The organism is Bradyrhizobium sp. 1200_D9_N1_1, from assembly GCF_052075915.1.
Taxonomy (GTDB): domain Bacteria; phylum Pseudomonadota; class Alphaproteobacteria; order Rhizobiales; family Xanthobacteraceae; genus Bradyrhizobium; species Bradyrhizobium diazoefficiens.
Window position 1 is genome coordinate 3,906,930 of record NZ_CP197226.1, and the last position, 17,419, is coordinate 3,924,348.

Below are 17,419 nucleotides of genomic sequence, written 5' to 3' on the forward strand. Positions count from 1 at the left end.
ACGAAGGGTTGCGACCGGGCGTCCCAAAGCGCCGGTCAAGGCGCCGGGCAGGGGGCTCAGTACCCGAACTGCTCGCGCAAAATACGCTCTTCCAGGCTGTGGCCGGGGTCGAACAGCATGCGCATCGAGATGGTCTTGTCGGACAGCACCTCGACGCGGCGGACGTCGCGCACCTCATCGTGGTCGGCGACCGCGGCGACGGGGCGCTTGTCGCCCTCCAGCACCTCGATCACGACATAGGCCGTGTTGGGCAGCAGCGCGCCGCGCCAGCGGCGGGGGCGGAAGGCGCTGATCGGGGTCAGCGCCAGCAGCGCGGCGTTGATCGGCAGGATCGGTCCCTGGGCGGACAGGTTGTAGGCGGTCGAGCCTGCCGGCGTCGCCACCATGATGCCGTCGGCGATCAGCTCGGGCATCCGCTCGCGCTCGTCGATCAGGATCCGCAAGCGTGCCGCCTGGTAGGTCTGACGGAACAGCGCGACCTCGTTGATAGCGTGGTGCAGGTGGACGCGGTCGTTGACGTCGGTCGCGCGCATCAGCAGCGGATTGATCTCGGACTCCTGTGCCGCCTCGAGCCGCGCACGCAAATCGTGCGTCGAGTATTCGTTCATCAGGAAGCCGACCGTGCCGCGGTGCATGCCGTAGATCGGCTTTCCCGTGTGCATGTTCTGGTGCAGCGTCTGGAGCATCAACCCGTCGCCGCCGAGCGCGACCACGATGTCGGCTTCGTTCGGGTCGCAATTGCCATAGTCGCTGGTGAGCTGGCCGAAGGCGGCCTGCGCCTCGCTGCTCGGGCTGGCGACGAAGGCGATCCGGTCGTAGCGCGCTGGCTTGGTCATGGCTTCCGGGCAGGGCCGCTGGCTCGAGTAAGTTCCGCCGGGCTCGTCTATACACCCGGGCCTGCATTGTCGAGGATGACCGCCCTTCAAGGCAAACGGGCGGCTGCCGATTCGGGACGAAACCGGGTCGTTTCGAGCCCGATCGGCCTCCTTGGGCGCCCTCGAGTCCACAATCCCCCAAACCGTCGCAATTTTGCGCTAGGCTTTTGGCCTCGCCGGGCGCTCACAGCCGGCAGGGAGAACGATCATGACCACGAGTTTGCCGAGCCGCGCGATCCTGGTGCTGGCGGTGTCGGCCTTCGCGCTTGCGGGCCTTGCGCGTGCGGACGATCCGCCGCAGCCGCGATCTGAGACGGCGGCGCCGGCCGGACAGAAAGGCGGACGCGGCGGCGGCACGCAAAGCGCGCCGCAAGCTTCGCCGTCGGCCGCCGAGCCGCACCGTCTTCCCTCGGATTCGACCACGAAGCAGACGCTCGATCTGCCCGGTCGCACGCTCAACTTCGCCGCAACCGCCGGCTCGATCCGCGTTTTCGATGGCAAGGGCGAGCCGCTGGCCGACATCGCCTACACATCCTATGAGCTCGACGGTTCAGACCGCGCGACGCGTCCCGTGACGTTCCTGTTCAACGGCGGACCCGGCGCGTCCTCGGCATGGCTGCAGTTCGGCGCTGCGGGCCCGTGGCGGCTGCCGCTCGATGGCGAAGCCCTTTCGCCATCGGCCTCGCCCGAGGTGAAGCCGAACGCGGAGACCTGGCTTGATTTCACCGATCTCGTCTTCATCGATCCCGTCGGCACCGGCTACAGCCGGTTCGTTGCGACCGGCGAGGACGCGCGCAAGTCCTTCTATTCCGTCGACGGTGACGTCAATGCGATCGCGCTGGTGATCCGCCGCTGGCTCGAGAGGCATGACCGGCTGGTCTCGCCGAAATACGTTGCAGGCGAGAGTTATGGCGGCATTCGCGGGCCGAAGGTGGTGCGCCAGCTGCAGATCCAGCACGGCGTCGGCGTCAGGGGATTGATCCTGGTGTCGCCGCTGCTCGACTTCCGAGAGTTCACCGGCACCAGCCTCCTGCAATATGTCGCAACGCTGCCGAGCTATGTGGCGGTGGCGCGCGAGGCGAAAGGACCCGTCAAGCGCGCCGATCTCGCCGACGTCGAGGCTTACGCGCGCGGCGAATTCCTGGCCGACCTCGTCAAGGGCGAGGCCGACAGGGAGGCCACCAATCGCCTTGCCGACAAGGTCGCCGAGCTCACCGGCATCGACCGGGCGGTGAGCCGCAGGCTCGCCGGCCGCTTCGACATCGGTGAATTCCGCCGCGAGTTCGACCGCAAGAACGGCAAGGTGACGGGACGCTACGATGCCTCTGTCCGCGGCCTCGATCCCTATCCGGATTCGGGCAATTCGCGTTTCGGCGATCCCTCGGGCGACGCGCTCCAGGCGCCGTTGACGAGCGCCGCGGTGGACGTCCTGACACGCAAGCTCAACTGGCGGCCGGACGGCTCCTATGAAGTCCTCAACGGCGCCGTCGAGGGGCAGTGGGATTTCGGCCGCGGCATCAACCCGCCGCAGTCGGTGTCGGATCTGCGGCAGGTCCTCGCCGCCGACGCGAAGCTGAACGTGCTGGTCGCGCATGGCCTGTTCGATCTCGCCACGCCCTATTACGGATCCAAGCGGGTGCTCGACCAGTTGCCGGCCTTCGCGACGCAGCGGATCAAGTTCGTCGTCTATCCCGGCGGCCACATGTTCTATTCGCGCGACGGCTCGCGGCAGGCGCTTCGTGGCGAGGTCGAGGGATTGATCAGGGAGTAGGCCGACGCTTGCGCGGTGGATATTGGCGCGCGATCTCGCGGGCGACGACGCTCGCAGGCTTGACGTTGGCGCCGGCGAGCCAGATGTCGCTGACCTTGCCGCGAGCATCGCGGACGCGGCGCACCGGCTCGCCATGACTTGAATGGCCGGCGGCGGCGGCAATCCTGCCGGTATCGCGGCCGGTCACCTCGATCTCGCCGGCATCCATGAACGGATTGTTGAACTGCGGGTTGGCGATGAGCACACGGTCGCCCATCGGCACGAGGTCAGTCGCGCCCCAGATCGTCCACCAGCGGCCGGTCCAGTCGCGTACGCGCCGGTCGGGTGCGCCGCGGGTCTTGAACGTTCGCAGGATCTGCATCGCGCCGTCCATCCAGAACGGCGCAGCGCCGTCGATGGAGTTGCTGATGATGCTGATCGCGAGCTCGCAGGCGGGAATGGCGCAGGTCCGCGAGATATAGCCCTGGAAGTGACCGCCATGGCCGACCCAGTCCCAGCCGTCGAGCTTGCCGGCGCCGATGCCCAAGCCGTAATAGGCCTCGAAACTCTGCGGGATACGCCAATGATGTCGTGTCATCTCGCGGCGGCTGGCGACCGACAGCACGCTCTTTCTTGCGTTGGGCGCGAGCTGCGCGAAGAAACGCGCCGTATCGGCGGCGGTGGCGGCGAAGCCCGTGGCGGACGCCATCGCGTGTGTGGGATTGTCGCCGGGGATCACGCAGCGCTCGCCCAGCGGCACTTTTCGCGTGTGACCGCGTGCGAACGCCGCACCTTTGGGGAGCGGCGCGTCCGGCTCGGTCTCGCGCAAACCCGCGGGTTCGATGATCTCGCGCTTGATCCAGGCGGTGTAGGGCTGCTTCGTCACCGCTTCGATCACGAGACCGAGCAGGCCAAAGCCGTGATTGGAATATTTGAAGCGCGTGCCGGGCTCGATCGCGGTCGGTAGCTTCAGCTCCGCGAGCAACTCGTCCGCGTTCAGATACGGACGACGATCGATGAACTGGCCGGAATCGGCGCCGTCGCGCGTCAGCCCGGCGCTGTGCGAGAGCAGTTGCGCGATCGTGGTCTCGGCGACGCGCGGATGCAGGCCGCCGACATACTGCCCAACGGAATCGTCGAGTCGGAGCTTGCGCTGCTCGCGCAGCTTCATGATGCCAGCCGAGGTAAAACTCTTGGAGTGCGAGGCGATGCGGCAGCGGTGGCGCGGCGTGAGCTTCTCGCCGGTGTCGAGATTGGCGAGGCCGAAGGCGTGCTCGGCAACGACATCGCCGCGATTGACGAAGGCGACGATCACACCAGGCTGCTGGATTGTCGTCTGCTGGAATTCGATCCAGGAGCTGATGTAGTCGATCGCGGATCGCAGCCACGTGTCCATTGCGCACCGATTTGCGAGGGGAGGATTGGTGCGCGAGGCTAGCCGAGAAAGCAGAACCGGCACAACCCCTAGGTTGTGCCGGTTCGCGTCGTTCGGAAACGGGATGGCTTAGTAGACGAGCGTCGCGCCGGTCGGCTTGTCCAGCGCCGCGGCAAGCGAGCGATACTCGGAGCTGTCGGTGCCGGCGAGCGAGGCGATCTTGTTCAGGTGATACTGCGCCTGCTCGCGGTTGCCCTGCTCGAGCTGCCAGAGGCCGTAATACTGCCAGGTGCGGACGTGGTTCGGATCGTCCTTCAGCGCCAGCTCGTAATAGACCTTCGACGACTGGTAGTCGCCGAGCTTGCGATAGGAATAGCCGATCAGATTGGCAACGTCGGCGACGTCGTCGCGCTTGAGCGACTTCAACTGATCGATCGCGCCGGTGTAGTCATGATTGTCGTAGATCGTGGTGTAGGCGGTGCGATAGGCAGCAAGGAATTTCGGATCGCTGACGGACGAGCTCTTCTTCTTGCCCTTCTTGGTCGAAGTGTCCGACTTCGGCGGCGACGAGGGCTCGTCGCTCCCCGCGGCATAGGCGCTGGTCAGCACCGGCCCGGCTGCGAGCGTCATGGAAACGAGCCCCGGCAGCAGAAGCATTGAGAGTTTGCGCATCTAAGTTCTCCCGTATGGAACGTGGCGATCCTACACGATTGCCCGAAGACCGGAACACCCAACGGGCGAAAACATTCCCGCTTCGCACGATCTATTCGCCTCTGGGCAGATGACAAACTTGTCATCCAGATGAACGGAAGCCTGCAACCGGCTTCAGACTGGGTTCAGCGCGCGAGGCCTAGGCTCCCACCTACGATCGAAGGGTTGGCGAGAGGGCGCCCGCCTGAAGATCCTTCCAAGAGGAGATCAACCATGTTGAAGACCATTTCCGCAGCCTTGCTCGCAGCTTCCGTGATCGCAGCCCCGGCCTTCGCCGCCGAGGCCGACAAGACCACCACGACCGCGCCGGTGATCAAGGCGGACCAGAGCCAGACCAAGGTGTCGAACACCGCCGCGAAACCGGATGCCGGCGTCAAGGCCGACACCAAGGCCGCCGACGTCAAGGCGGACGCCAAGGTCGACACCAAGTCGAAGACGATGAATGCGAACGCCGCGGTCACGCCCGACGAGCACAAGACCGTGCGGACGCATCGCCATCACCACAAGCATCTGTCGGCCAAGAAGTCGCTGAAGGCGCAGCCGGACGCGACCAAGCCGGTGACGACCGAGAAGCGCAGCTAACGACTGATCCCGCGCGGCGGCATCCCTGGCATTGCCCCGCCGCCGCGTGCGGAATTCAGGCCCGGTCCGCTGTCTTGGTGCCTTGCGCGAAAGCGCAAGGCACCGGCGGCGGGCCGGTGCGCCTGCAAGCGAATTCCCTTCGTGCAACCTTGGGGCTAGAACATCTCCGAGTCTGAGCGAGCGGAGAGCGTGACCTGTGGGGCGATTGGCGAAACGTGCGGTGAGCCTGCTATTGATCCTGGCATTGCCGCTGGCGCTCGCAGCGTGTTTCGGCAGCGACGGTGACCGTCCAACCCTGATGGATGGGACCCAGGCTGGAGGTCCTCAGCCTTTTCCCGACAATTTCCGCGGTGACACGCTCGCCCTGATGCGCGCCTATCTGAACAATCCGGTCGGCGTGCGCGAGGCCGGCATGGCCGAGCCGGTGTTGCGCGAGCTCGGCGGCCGGCAGTTCTACGTGAGCTGCCTGCGCTTCACGCCCCGCGAGACCGACGGCAGCTACAAGGGCATGCGCGAGCGCGTCGTCGTCTTCGTCAACGGACGGGCCGACCGTGTCCTCGATCGCGCCAGCGAGCTCTGTACCGGTGCGGTTTACGCACCCTTTCCGGAACTGGAAAAGATGATGCGGTAGCGCAAAGCCCGCCTTCATCGGCTGGTGCTAGGACTGCAGTCGCCGGAGCCGCTGGATCACATTTTGGCGAGCTTTGAACGGGGCGGGTTCGCCTTGCGACAGATTGTTACGGCAAGCCTTGCGCAGGCGACAAAACAGCCGGTGCAGGGCAACGTGACGGAACAAAATCGCGATGTTGCCACCCCGTCACAGTAGCGAACGATCAACGTTCCGGCATCGCCGCGAAGCAACCTAATTCACGCCACGTTGTTTCCTGAGTGTCGAATTTGAAAGAACGGGGATGATCATGAAAACGATCTTGCTGGGCGCAGTCGCTCTGCTTGCGCTGGCCGCGCCGGCCGCAGCGGCCGACATGCAGCCGCACGCCTATACCAAGGCACCGGCCTATACGCCGCCGCAGGTGATCTACAACTGGACCGGGTTCTACATCGGCGGCCATGTCGGCGGCGCGTTCGCCGGCGACAGCAGCTTCCAGTCGAGCGACGCCCGCTTCCTCGGCGGTGTGCAGGGTGGCTTCGACTACCAGTTCGCGCCCAATTGGGTCGTCGGTGTCGAGGCCCAGTATTCCTGGCTGCCGACCAACAACAACGGTGTCACGTTCCCGCTGGGAACGCAGGTGACGTCCAATACCGACCAGCTCGGGTCGGTGACTGGCCGGATCGGCTACACCTGGGGTCCGGCGCTGGTCTACGCCAAGGGTGGTTACGCCTGGCGCAATGGCGGCCTTGGCGTCAACGTCGCCGGCGTGCCGCAGGGCTTCACCGCCACCGGTAACAACAAGGACGGCTACACCGTCGGTGCCGGCCTCGAATACATGTTCGCGCCGAGCTGGTCGGCCAAGGCCGAGTACCAGTACTACAATTTCGGCAGCACCACCTTCACCTCCGGGCCGGCCGACATCGTCGGCGTCCGCGGCCGGGAGGACGAGCATACCGTCAAGGTCGGTGTGAACTACCGCTTCGGCTGGGGTGGTCCGTCAGCCTCGCGCTACTGACCCGCCAGCGGCAATCCCAGCTCCGACAAAGGCCGGCTCCCGCCGGCCTTTTCTCGTGTGCCGGCCCGTGCTGGCGGCCGGTTCTTTGCTTTGCGTGAACCATCTGGCGCGTCATTTGCAAGCAAACATTCCGGCGCGCGCCTTCTCACGCGTGTCATGGGGCTGGCGTAAAGCAAAAATAATTTTTGCCGCTTACGGAACTCGCGCTCCGGAACGCGTTATATGAGAATTATCGGGCTGGTGGGACGACGGTCATGCGTATCTTGGTGTCGGCAGCGGTGCTCGTGTGCTTCGTCGGCGGGCCGTGCACTGCTCAAACAATCCTCAAATCCGAGCCTCTGATGCTGGCACCTTACGAGGTGGCCTTCGTCAAGGACGCGTCCTGTCCGTCCGGCAAGGTGTTGAAGGTCACCGGCGCGATCCGCGGGCTGCACCGCCGCAAGGCCTGCGTGGCGCTGGCCGGCGAGCAGGCATCGCTGGCGACCGCGACGCCCTGAACCCCGGCTTCCGGCCCGACCTCACAAATTCAACTGAAGCTCTATCCTGGACTGGCGCTCGGCCTCCGCCTTGTTCGTGGCGGGGTCCTCGCCCTGCGCTGCCCGGCAGGGCTTAATCTCGTAGTCGTTGTCGAGCACACGCCGCGGCCCGGCACGGTTGTCGTCGGCGCTGACATCCACGACGAGACCGCTCCGCTGCGCCAATTTCCAGACGTCGGACTCATCAGGATAGGCCTTGCTGATCTGGGCATCGTTGCAAAACAGGGCGTAGGGCATTCTTCCCGCTCCCGGAAAGCGCGTTAACGACTTCAATGGCGAGGGGTTCCGGCCGGCGGCTGATCACGGCGCCGTGATCGCGGTGCCCCGGGGTCCTTGAGTCGTAAACGAGTCCTGAATCTCCAAAAAAAGAATCCCTGGGACTCTCCGGCCGGAATCAGCGGATGTTTTCGGCCATGACGAGCGACCTGAAAACCTCCTGCGGGCACATGCTCCTGCCGCTGACGGTGGCGCTGCTCGGCGCCTGCGCAGCCAATCTTTGGCTGGTTTGGTCCTGGCTGTAGGTCCCCAGACGGACGGCCTGCCTTACTTGGCGGCCGGTGGAGGAGGGCCGGCGTCGCGGATGGCGGCGCGGACTTTTGTCAGGGTCGCCGCACAATATTCCTCGCGCTCGCGCTCGAACCGCTCCTGATGCTTGCGGAAATTTGCGATCCTGGCCTGCATCTCGGTACGGAAATCGCCACCCGTGCGGGGCGGCGGGACCTGGACGGGCCGAGCTTGAGGGGCGGGCGGAGATACGGCCGGTGGCGGGTCGGTTTCGATCGCGATGGCCTGCACGGTCACGATTTCCGTGGTCACCGCGAATGCAGCAGGCGGGCTTTCCGGCGGATGGAGGTCATCCTTCTTGCCGGTTACCGATTGGACGAAGGCCAGTGTCTGCGCGATCAGTGCGTCGCGCTCTCGGATCCACTTCATGGGCCACCCCCGTTAGGGGTACTCCACCAAAGCTCGAGGGACGAATCAAGAAGATATCCTCCGAGGGATTGCATATTTTTCCCGGTCGCCCGACAGTGGGCGGATGGATGCCGGAAAAGAGCAGGCGGATGAAGCCGAAGGATTGAGGCTCGTTCGCGCGTTCCTGTCGCTGCCGCCCGACAAGCGGGCGGAGGTGATCGCGTTCGCCGAGGAATTGGCGCGGGCCCATGGCCAGCCCGGGGAGGGCGAGGGCACGTCTCCGAAGGGCACATCCCAGAGGTGAGTGCTATCGCTCGCGCGGGTTGACGTTGGGCACGAAGGGCGCACCGACCACCCGGACCGCCGCCGGGGCTGCGGCCTCGACCGGCCTGCTGTCGGCGACCTGCCTCTCCGGAGCCTGTCCAAAGACGGGCTCGTACAGCGCAAGAGCGCCGGCTACGACGACGCAGCACAGCGTCACCGCCCCCAGCAAGAATATGTCTCGATGGTCTGCCCTGATCCGCATGGGGCAAGAACGAGCGACGTACGTGCTTGGTTCCGCACCAGATCGGCGACGTGGCCAGGACGGTCGAAGAGTTCAAGTCCAACGGACTCGAAGTGGAGCGGCTCAAGGCGGCGCAGGCCGAAGCCGAGAAGCAGGCGGCCGAGCAGCGTCGCCGCGACATGGTCCGTGCAGTCGGTTGCTACCGCCACGGAAGAGCTGTCCTGCTCGGTCAACGAGATCAGCCTGCAGATTTCCGGCATCCAGACCGCGACCCAGGAATCGGTGAACGCGATCCGCGACATCTCCGCGACGATCGAGCGGCTCTCGGAAGTGTCCTCGACCATTCCCGCGGCGGTCGAGGAGCAGGGCGCCGCGACTCAGGAGATCTCGCGCAACGTGCAGCAGGCCGCCCACGGCACCCAGCAGATCTCCTCGAACGTCACCGACGTGCAGCGCGGCGCGGCCGAAACCGGCTCGGCCTCCTTGCAGGTGCTCTCGACCGCAAAGATGCTGGCGACCGACAGCAACCGGCTGAAGGACGAAGTCGGAAAATTCCTCCGGACGGTGCGTGCCGCCTGAGTCCGCGCGGCGGCATCCGCCGCGCCAAGAGTCTCTATTGCGGCAGCAGCAACGCTAGCGCGATGACGAACAGCATGGCCGTCATGACGACGGCCGTAATCGCGCCGGCGGCGATCCTGGCCTTCTCTTTGGGCGTGGTAGGGCGCATCGGGTGCGCATGCTACCTGATGTTGAATTCTGATCCAATCTGTGATCAGTAGCCGTCCCCGCGGCGTTCGGCGTCCGCGCCCCTTCGAAGGCAGCCCATGACCGACGATGTCGACGACGGCTGGGCCGCGTCCGCGGCCGCCTGGATCATCGAGCAGGGTGAGGACGGCGACTACGGCCGCCGCTTCGTGCTGGATGCGCCGATGCGCGCGCGGATCGAGGGCCGCGGTTTCCGCAATGCGCTCGACGTCGGCTGCGGGGAGGGACGCTTCTGCCGCATCATGCAGCGCGCCGGCATCCGCACCACCGGCATCGATCCGACCGAGGCGCTACTCGCGCGCGCTAGGGAGCTCGACCCCCGCGGGGATTATCGGCTCGGTCGTGCCGAGACGATGGATATCGATGCGTGTTTCGATCTGGTGGTCAGCTATCTCAGCCTGATTGACATTCCCGATCTCGGTACGGCGATCGCGAAGATGGTGGGGGCGCTCCGGCCGGGCGGCACGCTGCTCATCGCCAATCTGACCAGCTTCAACACCGCGGGCCAGCCCGACGGCTGGGCACGTGACCGCAAGGGCGAGATGCGCTTCGCCATCGATCACTACATGGACGAGCGCCCGATCTGGCTGAGCTGGCGCGGCATCCGGCTCCAGAACTGGCATCGTCCGCTCGGCACCTACATGACGCTGCTGCTCGACCACGGCCTCCAGCTGCGACTGTTTGTCGAACCGGAGCCCACAAGCGGCGACCCCCGCAGAAACGACCTTCATCGCCGGGTGACCCTACTTTCACATGATGGAGTGGCAGAAGCCGGCTTGAGTGGAAAGGCCTGTGATTTCTGACGCGACGTTTCGCGTGTAGACTGCGCTCGCGATGGAATCTGGATTTGGAAGCGTCCGATGATCCCCAACCGTCCGCCCGTGCTCGCCCGCGAACGCTTTGCTGCCGACCGCGAGAATTTTGCGGGCCTCGATCTCGCCGCGCGGTTCGAGCGGATCGAGAAGACGAACCTGTGGGGCGCGGCCAGCTCGGTCTCGGGCCTCGGCTCGGAGGATCCCGCCACCGCCGCGATCCGGGACGTGCTTCCTGCACTGCTGCAACGGCTCGGCGCGCGCTCGCTGCTGGATGCGCCCTGCGGCGATGCGGGCTGGATCGGCCGCATGAAGCTCGATCTCGACTACACCGGCATCGACATCGTGCCGTCGCTGATCGAGGCCAACAAAGAGCGTGTGGCGCGCGGTGAATTGTCCGGCCGCTTTCTCATTGCAGACATCACGCGCGATGCGCTGCCGGCCGTCGACCTGATCCTGTGCCGTGACTGCTTGGTTCATTTGAGCTTCGATAACATCGCTCGCGCCGTCACGAACTTTCGTGCGAGCGGCGCGCGCTTCCTGCTGGTCACGACGTTTCCCGAATGGGATGCAAATCGCGACTGCGAGGACGGCGACTGGCGCGCGCTGAACATGGCGACGGCGCCGTTCAACTGGCCGGCGCCGCGCGAACTGATCAACGAGCGCTGCGAGGAGGGCGGCGGTGGCTGGCGCGACAAGAGCCTCGGGCTCTGGCGGCTGGATGAATTGCCCGATCGCATCCGCATTGCCACGGGGATGTGACGGACGCACGCGGGACGCCCGTTGCCTCCGCGAATGCCGTCGCGCTACACTTTGGGTTGCATGAAGCCATCTCGCGTTGCGGTGACGATTCCGGAGCACGCCATGAGACCGAGTGTTGCGATTGCCGCCATGCTGATCTGGTGCTGCGCGCCGGCGCTGGCGCAGCAGGAGGGCGCTGCGCTCTACGCAAGCCACTGCGCGCAATGTCACGATGGCGGCGATGCCCAAAGCCGTGTGCCGGGCCGTAGCGCCATGCAGGGAATGTCGTTCGATCATGTGCTGGGGACACTGACCACCGGCAGCATGGCAGCGATGGCGAAGGAGCGCAGCGACGAGGAACGCCGCGCGATTGCTTCCTTCGTCACTGGCAAGACTGCGACCGGCGGCGTCGCAGCCGATGCGGAAGGACGCTGCACGCAGGTCCGCGGCTTTCCAGAGCCGCTTGACGGTCCACGCTGGAACGGGTGGGGCGTCGACGCTGGCAACAGCCGCTTCCAGCCGGCCGACATGGCGGGGCTGACCGCGGAAGAGGTGCCGCGCCTGCGGCTGAAATGGGCTTACGCCTTTCCCGGCGCCTCGGTGTCCTTTGCGCCGCCGACGATCATGGGCGGCCTGCTGTTCATCGGCGGCACCGACCGCAAGGTGCACGCGCTCGATGCGCGAAGCGGCTGCACGCTGTGGACATTCGCGACCGATGCCGCGGTGCGCGCAGCGATCAGCTTCGCGCCGCTTCCCGGCACCGATCAGTTCGTGATCTTCTTCGGTGACTTGCGCGCCAATGCCTATGCCGTGAACGCGCTGACCGGTGCACTGATCTGGAAAACGAAGGTCGAGGAGCATCCGGCCGCGCGCATCACAGGCGCGCCGACGCTGCACTCCGGCGTGCTCTACGTCCCGGTGTCCTCGCTCGAGGAGGCCGCCGGCTCGCAAGCCAGTTACGAATGCTGCACATTCCGCGGCAGCGTGGTGGCGCTGGAGGTTGTGACCGGCAAGCCGGTGTGGCAGGCCTACACGATCCCGGAAGTGCCGCATCCGACCGGCAAGAATACGAAAGGCACGCAGCTGTTCGGCCCGTCCGGCGCCGCGGTGTGGTCGGCACCGACGGTCGATCCGAAGCGCAACGCCGTCTACGTCGCGACCAGCAATTCCTACTCGAATCCGCCGGCCGCAACCGCCGATGCGATCCTCGCGTTCGAGCTTGCGACCGGAAAGCTGCTCTGGAAGCAGCAGGCGACCCCGAAGGACGCCTTCATCGTGGCATGCTACGGCGCGGACAGGACCAATTGTCCTGACGAGCACGGCCCCGATCACGATTTCGGCCAGTCGCCGATCCTCGTGACCTTGCGCGATGGCAGGCGTGTTCTTGCCATCGCGCAGAAGTCCGGTGTCGTGCATGCGCTCGACCCGGATGATGGCGGCAAGATCCTGTGGCAGACGCGGATCGGGAAGGGCGGTGCGCTCGGCGGCAGCGAATGGGGCTCGGCCGCCGATCAGGACCGCATCTACGTCGCGAACTCCGACGTGCGTTTCCTGCACGATGGCACGCGGCGGCTGGATTCCACCCAAGGTGGAGGCCTGTTCGGTCTCGATCTCGCCAGCGGGAAAATTGCGATGGAAGTGCCTCCCGTCGCCTGCGGCGATCGCCTCCAATGCAGCCCCGCGCTGTCGGCGGCGGTCAGCCTGATCCCCGGCGTCGTGTTCTCCGGCGGCGTCAGCGGCTTCCTGCGCGCCTACGCCACAGCCGATGGCAAGCTGCTGTGGGAGTTCGATACCGCGCGAGACTATACGGCCGTGAACGGCGTCCCCGCCCATGGCGGCGCGATCGACGGCCCCGGGCCGGTCATCGCCGGCGGCATGCTCTACACCAATTCCGGCTACGGCCAGTGGAGCGGCGTGGCCGGCAACGTGCTGCTGGCGTTCGAGGTCGGGAAGGAGTGAGGGCGAGCATAGGTGCATCGCTCCACCAACTCGTCATCGCGAGCGTAGCGAAACAACCGCAAAGTCTTTCCGCGATGACAGTCTGGATTGCTTCGCTGCGCTCGCAGTGACGGAGCAAGATGAGAAGTCATGGTCAATCCAACTCGCATCTCAAACACGGGCACAGCTCTTTCGTAGCGCGCTCCAAGCAGCGGAATGCGGGAACACCGTCCCGTATTGCGCTCCACTCCATCCGGGCCGCAGGACCCGCCGGCCAACCCAGAGGAAGGAATTTCGATGATCGACGCCCGATGTAATTGCGGCGCTCTTGCGCTGTCGCTTCCGGGGCCATCAAGCCTCGTCGCTGCCTGCCATTGCATTGACTGCCAGCGGCGAACAGGCGCGCCGTTCGGTGTCGGTGCCTTCTATCCGGCAGAGGCCGTCACGATCTCAGGCGCGTCGAAGGAATACGTCCGCACAGCCGCAAGCGGCGGCAAGGTCCGCAACTATTTTTGTCCCGACTGCGGTTCAACGGTCTGGTGGAAACCCGACAATCTGCCTGCGATGATCGGCGTCGCCGTTGGCGCCATCGCGGATCCAAACTATCCGGCACCGATCAGATCGGTTTTCGAGCAGTCGAAACATGCCTGGGTGGAAATCACCGGCGCCCAGCATTTCCAGCAGAGCAGCGCGCAGAAGAATTCGGACTGAGTGCTCCCGCCTCGAGCGCTGGTGCCGGCTGAGGGGATTGAACCCCCGACCTTCGGTTTACAAAACCGCTGCTCTACCGCTGAGCTAAGCCGGCGACGCGGGGCAGGGCTCGGCATGTGCCGGAGTTGTCCGCCCGCTCGGGCGTCGCAATATCAGACTTGGTCGGAAAGTGCCAGAACCTGGCAGTGGCGTTTCGCCGGCAAGAAACAGGCGGCCCGTCGGGCCGCCTGCAAGCTTTCAGCCTGATGGCCGGGGCCTTACTGGCAGAGGTGCCGCCGTCCGTCTTCGCCCTTGAACCATGTGCCGGGTCTGCACACGATGCCGTTGCGGGCTGCGTAGGCGTCCCAGTTGCCGTACCAGGCGGGGCCGCCGCTGTCATAGCGCGCGTAGGAATTGCCCCAGCCCTGGAACGGTGCAGCCGCAATCGTTGCGGCGGTGCCGACTGCCGCACCAGCCACCGCGCCCGCGGTATCGAGCGGCCAGAAGCCCGATTGTGTTCCATCATTCGGATTCACTTGGCCGCGGGCCATGTGCCGGCGGCGATAGGCGCGGTCGGCGGTCGCATTGCCGGGACCGAGATTCTGGCAATTGGGATCCTGGAAGAGCCCCGTGCAGCGGCCCGAATTGTCGACTGTCGCTTGCGCGAAGGCCGGTGTTGCCAGCGTGGACGCGACGATCGCGGCCAAGCCAAGAAGCTTCAGGCTCGTCATGGCATTTTCTCCATGTTGTTGAGACCTGTGCTAAGTGCGACCTCTGGCAGTCGTTCCGCGGATTCTCGCCTGTGAGGTCACATCGACGTGAGCCCGCCCAGGATGTGAAGTTTGTGCCACGCAACCTTGCTCGCTCCGGCACCTGCCGCGAGCTTGCGCCGCGTTAACGCTTCGCTAGCGCAGCTTGCGGCATTTGAGCGGCCCGCGCCCCTTGCGCGTTAGGCTTACCGGCATTTGGTGAGCCGGCCTTAACCCTCTCTGTGCCGCGATCGGTTAGGTTGTGTTCCAGACAACCGGGATCCCACCATGCGCGCTCTGGCGCTCGCAGCCTTTCTGATCGGACTGCCCGCGACGGCGTTTGCCGGCGGCGGCTTCGATATCGTCGTGCCCGGCCGCCCCGGCGTGCCGATCATCATCAATGGCATCGACGCGTCCTATAGCGTCGTCGAAGGTGTCTGGGGCCTCGGCAAGAACGTCCAGGTGCAGCCGACGATCTATGGCGGACGCTATATCGCCGAGCGGCAGCCCGACGACGTCGGCCATTATTATCCGACACTGGGCCTGCGGCCCGGCTACGGCCGGCTCGAGGTCGAGCCGCCCGCGAACCGCAGATTGCCGAAGCCGGCCGAGAGCTACCACCAGAGCTGGGGCGCGCAATCGGCGCCGCTGCCGCCGCAGATGGACGTGCCCGCCGATCCGCCGCCGGTGATCCTGGCGCCGGAGATCAATGTGAATCCGCAGCATCGTCGGCCCCGGCCGCGTGCCGAGGTGCCCGGCAAGCCGCCGGGTTAAGAAACGTCAAAAATCCGAGATACGGAAATCAACAGGAGAGAGTAATGCGTCAGATGATTTCGGGACTGGTCGCGGCGGCTGCCGTGATGTTCGTCGGGGCCGCGCCGGCCGCGGCTTGCGGCTTCAATCCGTGCCAGCCGGTTGCGCCCGTCTATTCCGGCTGCAACACCGGTTGCGGTGGTTACGGCTATGGCTATGGCGCCTATGAGCGTCTCGCCGAGCCGACCACGCAGTATTACTACGTCAACCAGGGCCCGACCTACACCGGCCCGGGCGCCTTCGCGCCGTATCCGACCTATCGTGAGGACGCGGTCGTCGCCCCCGCCAACTATGGTTATGGCTATCGCGCCGCCGCCTATCCCTATCACCGCCCGTACTACCGTCCGTATCGCTACGGCTATGGCCCGCGCTACGGCTATCTGCCGCGCGTGCATTACGGCTACGGCCCGCGCTATGGTTACGCCCATCGCCACGCGCCCGCGCCGTACTATGGCGGCCACCGCGTGCTGCGCCGCTACTACTGATCACTTGATCGGTTGAGTTTTTCGAAGCGCCCGTCCGCGTCATGCGGACGGGCGTTTCTTGTTTGTGTCTCTTCGCTTGCGGGGCGAGGGAGCGTAGTTGCGTCCGCGGCCGCAGCTACCGCTTCATCAGCCCGAGCCGGCTCGCACCGACATAGAGCGAGAGCGCGGCTGCGTTGGAGACGTTGAGGCTCTTGATCTCGCCGGGCATGTCGAGCCGCGCCACGACGCTGCAGGTCTCGCGCGTCAATTGCCGCAGGCCTTTTCCTTCCGCACCGAGCACGAGCGCCAGCGGTTCGCGCAGTGCGACGTTTGAGAGGTCCTCGCTGCCTTCGCTGTCGAGCCCGACGGTCTGGAAGCCGCGCTCGTTCAGCGCGGTCAGCGCGCGGGCGAGGTTTTGCACCGTCACGACGGGCACCAGCTCGAGCGCGCCGGAGGCGGCTTTCGCGAGCACGCCGGTCGCTTCCGGGCTGTGGCGCGCGGTGGTGACGATCGCCTTCACCGCGAAGGCCGCGGCGGAGCGTAGGATGGCGCCGACATTGTGCGGATCGGTGATCTGGTCGAGCACCAGCACCATGCCCTCCGGCGTCAAGGTCTCGATGTCGGGTGAGAGCAGGGGATCGGCCTCGGCGAGCAGGCCCTGATGCACGGCGTCGGGCGACAGCAGGCGGTCGATCTCCTGGGGCCGGACGATCTCGGGCGTGACGCGCGTCTCGATATTCTCTTCGGCGAGGCGCCTTGCGGCGTTCTCGGTCAGCGTCAGCTTGCGGATCCGCCGCGCCGGGTTTTGCAGCGCCATGGTGACGCTGTGCCAGCCATAGAGGATGACCGGCCCGTCGGGTGCCGAATCACGGTCGCGCCAGGCCGGCCGGCCGGCCGATTTCCCGGGCCTGTTGAAGGGCTTAGCCCCGCCGCGGGAGCCCTTGGAGGTGAATTTTCGATCCTTCATGGGCTCGCTTGTGTCACGGGTCCCGGAATATGGCAATTTGAGCGCCTCCGAGGGCGATTTTAGCTGTTCGCCTCGGTTGACTTTGCCCCACCGCTTCGCCCATAAACGCGCCCGGTCGCGCCCCCATCCGGGCTGTCGCGGCCTTCACGTTCCATGGCCGTCTTCGGTCCGCCGGCAAGGTCCGGCCCGATTGTGCTGCCGTCGAGCGGGGGAGTGTCCCGAGTGGCAAAGGGAGCTGACTGTAAATCAGCCGCCTCATGGCTTCGCAGGTTCGAGTCCTGCCTCCCCCACCATCTTGAAAATACTAGGAAATTTTCGATTTTCTAGCTGGCGCTGAAGAGCGTCTCCATCAGAATCCTTCTTCCAAGCCCCACTCCAAGCCCCACTTATTGTTGAACTAAGATCGCTCCGCGCGCGAGGCGATCCTCGACTAAGAGCGAATGCGCCAGCCCAGATGTGGGTCTCGAGGGCGACGGCGAGTCGCTGCATCATCCATACTGTCTAGTGCAGGACAGTCGCGGGGGGGCTTCAGCATGAAGTTGTTTCATGCTCAACTTTCGCTCATTGAGGGGTGCGAGAGGTCGGGGGCAAGTCATTTCCTGAAATTGC

The 17,419-nt window shown here is 65.5% G+C and carries 19 protein-coding genes, 2 tRNA genes and 2 pseudogenes; 14 read left to right on the top strand and 9 right to left on the bottom strand.

Going from position 1 to position 17,419, the window contains the following annotated elements:
• Nucleotides 1-56: 56 nt before the first annotated feature.
• Nucleotides 57-836 (bottom strand): NAD kinase, encoded by a 780-nt coding sequence (locus AB5K84_RS18705; RefSeq protein WP_038967522.1) that lies wholly within the window; start codon nt 834-836, stop codon nt 57-59.
• Nucleotides 837-1,083: 247 nt separating this feature from the next.
• On the opposite strand from AB5K84_RS18705, the gene AB5K84_RS18710 reads away from it, so the two are divergent.
• On the top strand, nt 1,084-2,646 hold the full coding sequence (locus tag AB5K84_RS18710; protein WP_028175879.1) for a S10 family peptidase: 1,563 nt from the start codon (nt 1,084-1,086) through the stop codon (nt 2,644-2,646).
• Here the strand turns inward: AB5K84_RS18710 and AB5K84_RS18715 are convergent.
• Entirely contained in the window at nt 2,636-4,021 is a 1,386-nt protein-coding gene (locus tag AB5K84_RS18715; RefSeq protein ID WP_162603605.1) for a serine hydrolase domain-containing protein, read from the bottom strand. The two genes, AB5K84_RS18710 and AB5K84_RS18715, sit on opposite strands and share 11 nt — an antisense overlap.
• Before the next feature lie 108 nt (nt 4,022-4,129).
• Nucleotides 4,130-4,672: a tetratricopeptide repeat protein gene (locus tag AB5K84_RS18720; RefSeq protein ID WP_028175881.1), complete on the bottom strand. Its 543-nt coding sequence runs from the start codon at nt 4,670-4,672 to the stop codon at nt 4,130-4,132.
• 252 nt (nt 4,673-4,924) lie between these two features.
• On the opposite strand from AB5K84_RS18720, the gene AB5K84_RS18725 reads away from it, so the two are divergent.
• The 4 genes from AB5K84_RS18725 to AB5K84_RS18740 all read left to right on the top strand — a co-directional run bounded on the left by AB5K84_RS18725 (nt 4,925) and on the right by AB5K84_RS18740 (nt 7,415).
• Nucleotides 4,925-5,293: a His-rich protein BRANT gene (locus tag AB5K84_RS18725; protein WP_162603604.1), complete on the top strand. Its 369-nt coding sequence runs from the start codon at nt 4,925-4,927 to the stop codon at nt 5,291-5,293.
• 196 nt (nt 5,294-5,489) lie between these two features.
• Nucleotides 5,490-5,924, top strand: coding sequence for a hypothetical protein (locus AB5K84_RS18730; protein ID WP_171463780.1), 435 nt, complete (start codon nt 5,490-5,492; stop codon nt 5,922-5,924).
• Between the two features lie 286 nt (nt 5,925-6,210).
• The gene (locus AB5K84_RS18735) at nt 6,211-6,918 is read left to right on the top strand and encodes an outer membrane protein (RefSeq protein ID WP_441232555.1); all 708 of its coding nucleotides are present in this window, start codon (nt 6,211-6,213) and stop codon (nt 6,916-6,918) included.
• 254 nt (nt 6,919-7,172) lie between these two features.
• Nucleotides 7,173-7,415 carry a DUF6719 family protein gene (locus tag AB5K84_RS18740; RefSeq protein ID WP_011088257.1) on the top strand — a complete coding sequence of 81 codons (243 nt, stop codon included), beginning with the start codon at nt 7,173-7,175 and terminating at the stop codon, nt 7,413-7,415.
• 21 nt (nt 7,416-7,436) lie between these two features.
• Here AB5K84_RS18740 and AB5K84_RS18745 read toward each other — a convergent pair whose 3' ends face one another.
• Nucleotides 7,437-7,691 carry a hypothetical protein gene (locus tag AB5K84_RS18745; RefSeq protein ID WP_011088256.1) on the bottom strand — a complete coding sequence of 85 codons (255 nt, stop codon included), beginning with the start codon at nt 7,689-7,691 and terminating at the stop codon, nt 7,437-7,439.
• A gap of 306 nt (nt 7,692-7,997) precedes the next feature.
• On the bottom strand, nt 7,998-8,387 hold the full coding sequence (locus tag AB5K84_RS18750; RefSeq protein ID WP_038967517.1) for a hypothetical protein: 390 nt from the start codon (nt 8,385-8,387) through the stop codon (nt 7,998-8,000).
• Nucleotides 8,388-8,490: 103 nt separating this feature from the next.
• Here AB5K84_RS18750 and AB5K84_RS18755 point away from each other — a divergent pair, with 103 nt between their 5' ends.
• Complete coding sequence (locus AB5K84_RS18755; RefSeq protein WP_028175886.1) at nt 8,491-8,670, top strand: hypothetical protein; 180 nt, start codon at nt 8,491-8,493, stop codon at nt 8,668-8,670.
• Between the two features lie 3 nt (nt 8,671-8,673).
• Here AB5K84_RS18755 and AB5K84_RS18760 read toward each other — a convergent pair whose 3' ends face one another.
• Nucleotides 8,674-8,892 carry a hypothetical protein gene (locus tag AB5K84_RS18760; protein WP_038967516.1) on the bottom strand — a complete coding sequence of 73 codons (219 nt, stop codon included), beginning with the start codon at nt 8,890-8,892 and terminating at the stop codon, nt 8,674-8,676.
• Nucleotides 8,893-9,105: 213 nt separating this feature from the next.
• Here AB5K84_RS18760 and AB5K84_RS18765 point away from each other — a divergent pair.
• The 5 genes and pseudogenes from AB5K84_RS18765 to AB5K84_RS18785 all read left to right on the top strand — a co-directional run.
• Nucleotides 9,106-9,450, top strand: a pseudogene (locus tag AB5K84_RS18765) (methyl-accepting chemotaxis protein); the annotation flags it as partial.
• 245 nt (nt 9,451-9,695) lie between these two features.
• A pseudogene (locus AB5K84_RS18770) lies at nt 9,696-10,416 on the top strand (class I SAM-dependent methyltransferase).
• Between the two features lie 80 nt (nt 10,417-10,496).
• Nucleotides 10,497-11,210, top strand: a complete 714-nt coding sequence (locus AB5K84_RS18775) for a class I SAM-dependent methyltransferase (protein ID WP_110116425.1) — start codon at nt 10,497-10,499, stop codon at nt 11,208-11,210.
• A 102-nt stretch (nt 11,211-11,312) separates the two neighbouring features.
• Nucleotides 11,313-13,148, top strand: a complete 1,836-nt coding sequence (locus tag AB5K84_RS18780) for an outer membrane protein assembly factor BamB family protein (RefSeq protein WP_162603602.1) — start codon at nt 11,313-11,315, stop codon at nt 13,146-13,148.
• Between the two features lie 276 nt (nt 13,149-13,424).
• Nucleotides 13,425-13,838, top strand: coding sequence for a GFA family protein (locus AB5K84_RS18785; protein WP_038967514.1), 414 nt, complete (start codon nt 13,425-13,427; stop codon nt 13,836-13,838).
• Nucleotides 13,839-13,857: 19 nt separating this feature from the next.
• Here AB5K84_RS18785 and AB5K84_RS18790 read toward each other — a convergent pair.
• Nucleotides 13,858-13,932: transfer RNA gene (locus AB5K84_RS18790), tRNA-Thr, on the bottom strand.
• 163 nt (nt 13,933-14,095) lie between these two features.
• A complete protein-coding gene (locus AB5K84_RS18795; RefSeq protein WP_011088250.1) occupies nt 14,096-14,548 on the bottom strand; it encodes a hypothetical protein in 453 nt (150 codons plus the stop codon).
• A gap of 306 nt (nt 14,549-14,854) precedes the next feature.
• On the opposite strand from AB5K84_RS18795, the gene AB5K84_RS18800 reads away from it, so the two are divergent.
• Both AB5K84_RS18800 and AB5K84_RS18805 read left to right on the top strand, forming a co-directional pair.
• Entirely contained in the window at nt 14,855-15,340 is a 486-nt protein-coding gene (locus tag AB5K84_RS18800) for a hypothetical protein (RefSeq protein ID WP_011088249.1), read from the top strand.
• A 44-nt stretch (nt 15,341-15,384) separates the two neighbouring features.
• Entirely contained in the window at nt 15,385-15,864 is a 480-nt protein-coding gene (locus AB5K84_RS18805; RefSeq protein ID WP_028175994.1) for a hypothetical protein, read from the top strand.
• Nucleotides 15,865-15,979: 115 nt separating this feature from the next.
• On the opposite strand, the gene rlmB is transcribed toward AB5K84_RS18805, so the two are convergent.
• Nucleotides 15,980-16,810: a 23S rRNA (guanosine(2251)-2'-O)-methyltransferase RlmB gene (rlmB, locus tag AB5K84_RS18810; RefSeq protein ID WP_162603601.1), complete on the bottom strand. Its 831-nt coding sequence runs from the start codon at nt 16,808-16,810 to the stop codon at nt 15,980-15,982.
• A 207-nt stretch (nt 16,811-17,017) separates the two neighbouring features.
• Here rlmB and AB5K84_RS18815 point away from each other — a divergent pair.
• Nucleotides 17,018-17,103: transfer RNA gene (locus AB5K84_RS18815), tRNA-Tyr, on the top strand.
• Nucleotides 17,104-17,419: the final 316 nt, after the last annotated feature.

What these genes read in the sequence shown, in the direction of transcription:
- AB5K84_RS18785 (WP_038967514.1), top strand. Translation starts at nt 13,425, where the DNA reads ATGATCGACGCCCGATGTAATTGCGGCGCTCTTGCGCTGTCGCTTCCG.
- AB5K84_RS18745 (WP_011088256.1), bottom strand. Translation starts at nt 7,691, where the DNA reads ATGCCCTACGCCCTGTTTTGCAACGATGCCCAGATCAGCAAGGCCTAT.
- AB5K84_RS18805 (WP_028175994.1), top strand. Translation starts at nt 15,385, where the DNA reads ATGCGTCAGATGATTTCGGGACTGGTCGCGGCGGCTGCCGTGATGTTC.
- AB5K84_RS18720 (WP_028175881.1), bottom strand. Translation starts at nt 4,672, where the DNA reads ATGCGCAAACTCTCAATGCTTCTGCTGCCGGGGCTCGTTTCCATGACG.
- AB5K84_RS18735 (WP_441232555.1), top strand. Translation starts at nt 6,211, where the DNA reads ATGAAAACGATCTTGCTGGGCGCAGTCGCTCTGCTTGCGCTGGCCGCG.
- AB5K84_RS18755 (WP_028175886.1), top strand. Translation starts at nt 8,491, where the DNA reads ATGGATGCCGGAAAAGAGCAGGCGGATGAAGCCGAAGGATTGAGGCTC.
- AB5K84_RS18760 (WP_038967516.1), bottom strand. Translation starts at nt 8,892, where the DNA reads ATGCGGATCAGGGCAGACCATCGAGACATATTCTTGCTGGGGGCGGTG.
- AB5K84_RS18750 (WP_038967517.1), bottom strand. Translation starts at nt 8,387, where the DNA reads ATGAAGTGGATCCGAGAGCGCGACGCACTGATCGCGCAGACACTGGCC.
- rlmB (WP_162603601.1), bottom strand. Translation starts at nt 16,810, where the DNA reads ATGAAGGATCGAAAATTCACCTCCAAGGGCTCCCGCGGCGGGGCTAAG.
- AB5K84_RS18795 (WP_011088250.1), bottom strand. Translation starts at nt 14,548, where the DNA reads ATGACGAGCCTGAAGCTTCTTGGCTTGGCCGCGATCGTCGCGTCCACG.
- AB5K84_RS18710 (WP_028175879.1), top strand. Translation starts at nt 1,084, where the DNA reads ATGACCACGAGTTTGCCGAGCCGCGCGATCCTGGTGCTGGCGGTGTCG.
- AB5K84_RS18740 (WP_011088257.1), top strand. Translation starts at nt 7,173, where the DNA reads ATGCGTATCTTGGTGTCGGCAGCGGTGCTCGTGTGCTTCGTCGGCGGG.
- AB5K84_RS18800 (WP_011088249.1), top strand. Translation starts at nt 14,855, where the DNA reads ATGCGCGCTCTGGCGCTCGCAGCCTTTCTGATCGGACTGCCCGCGACG.
- AB5K84_RS18705 (WP_038967522.1), bottom strand. Translation starts at nt 836, where the DNA reads ATGACCAAGCCAGCGCGCTACGACCGGATCGCCTTCGTCGCCAGCCCG.
- AB5K84_RS18780 (WP_162603602.1), top strand. Translation starts at nt 11,313, where the DNA reads ATGAGACCGAGTGTTGCGATTGCCGCCATGCTGATCTGGTGCTGCGCG.
- AB5K84_RS18725 (WP_162603604.1), top strand. Translation starts at nt 4,925, where the DNA reads ATGTTGAAGACCATTTCCGCAGCCTTGCTCGCAGCTTCCGTGATCGCA.
- AB5K84_RS18715 (WP_162603605.1), bottom strand. Translation starts at nt 4,021, where the DNA reads ATGGACACGTGGCTGCGATCCGCGATCGACTACATCAGCTCCTGGATC.
- AB5K84_RS18775 (WP_110116425.1), top strand. Translation starts at nt 10,497, where the DNA reads ATGATCCCCAACCGTCCGCCCGTGCTCGCCCGCGAACGCTTTGCTGCC.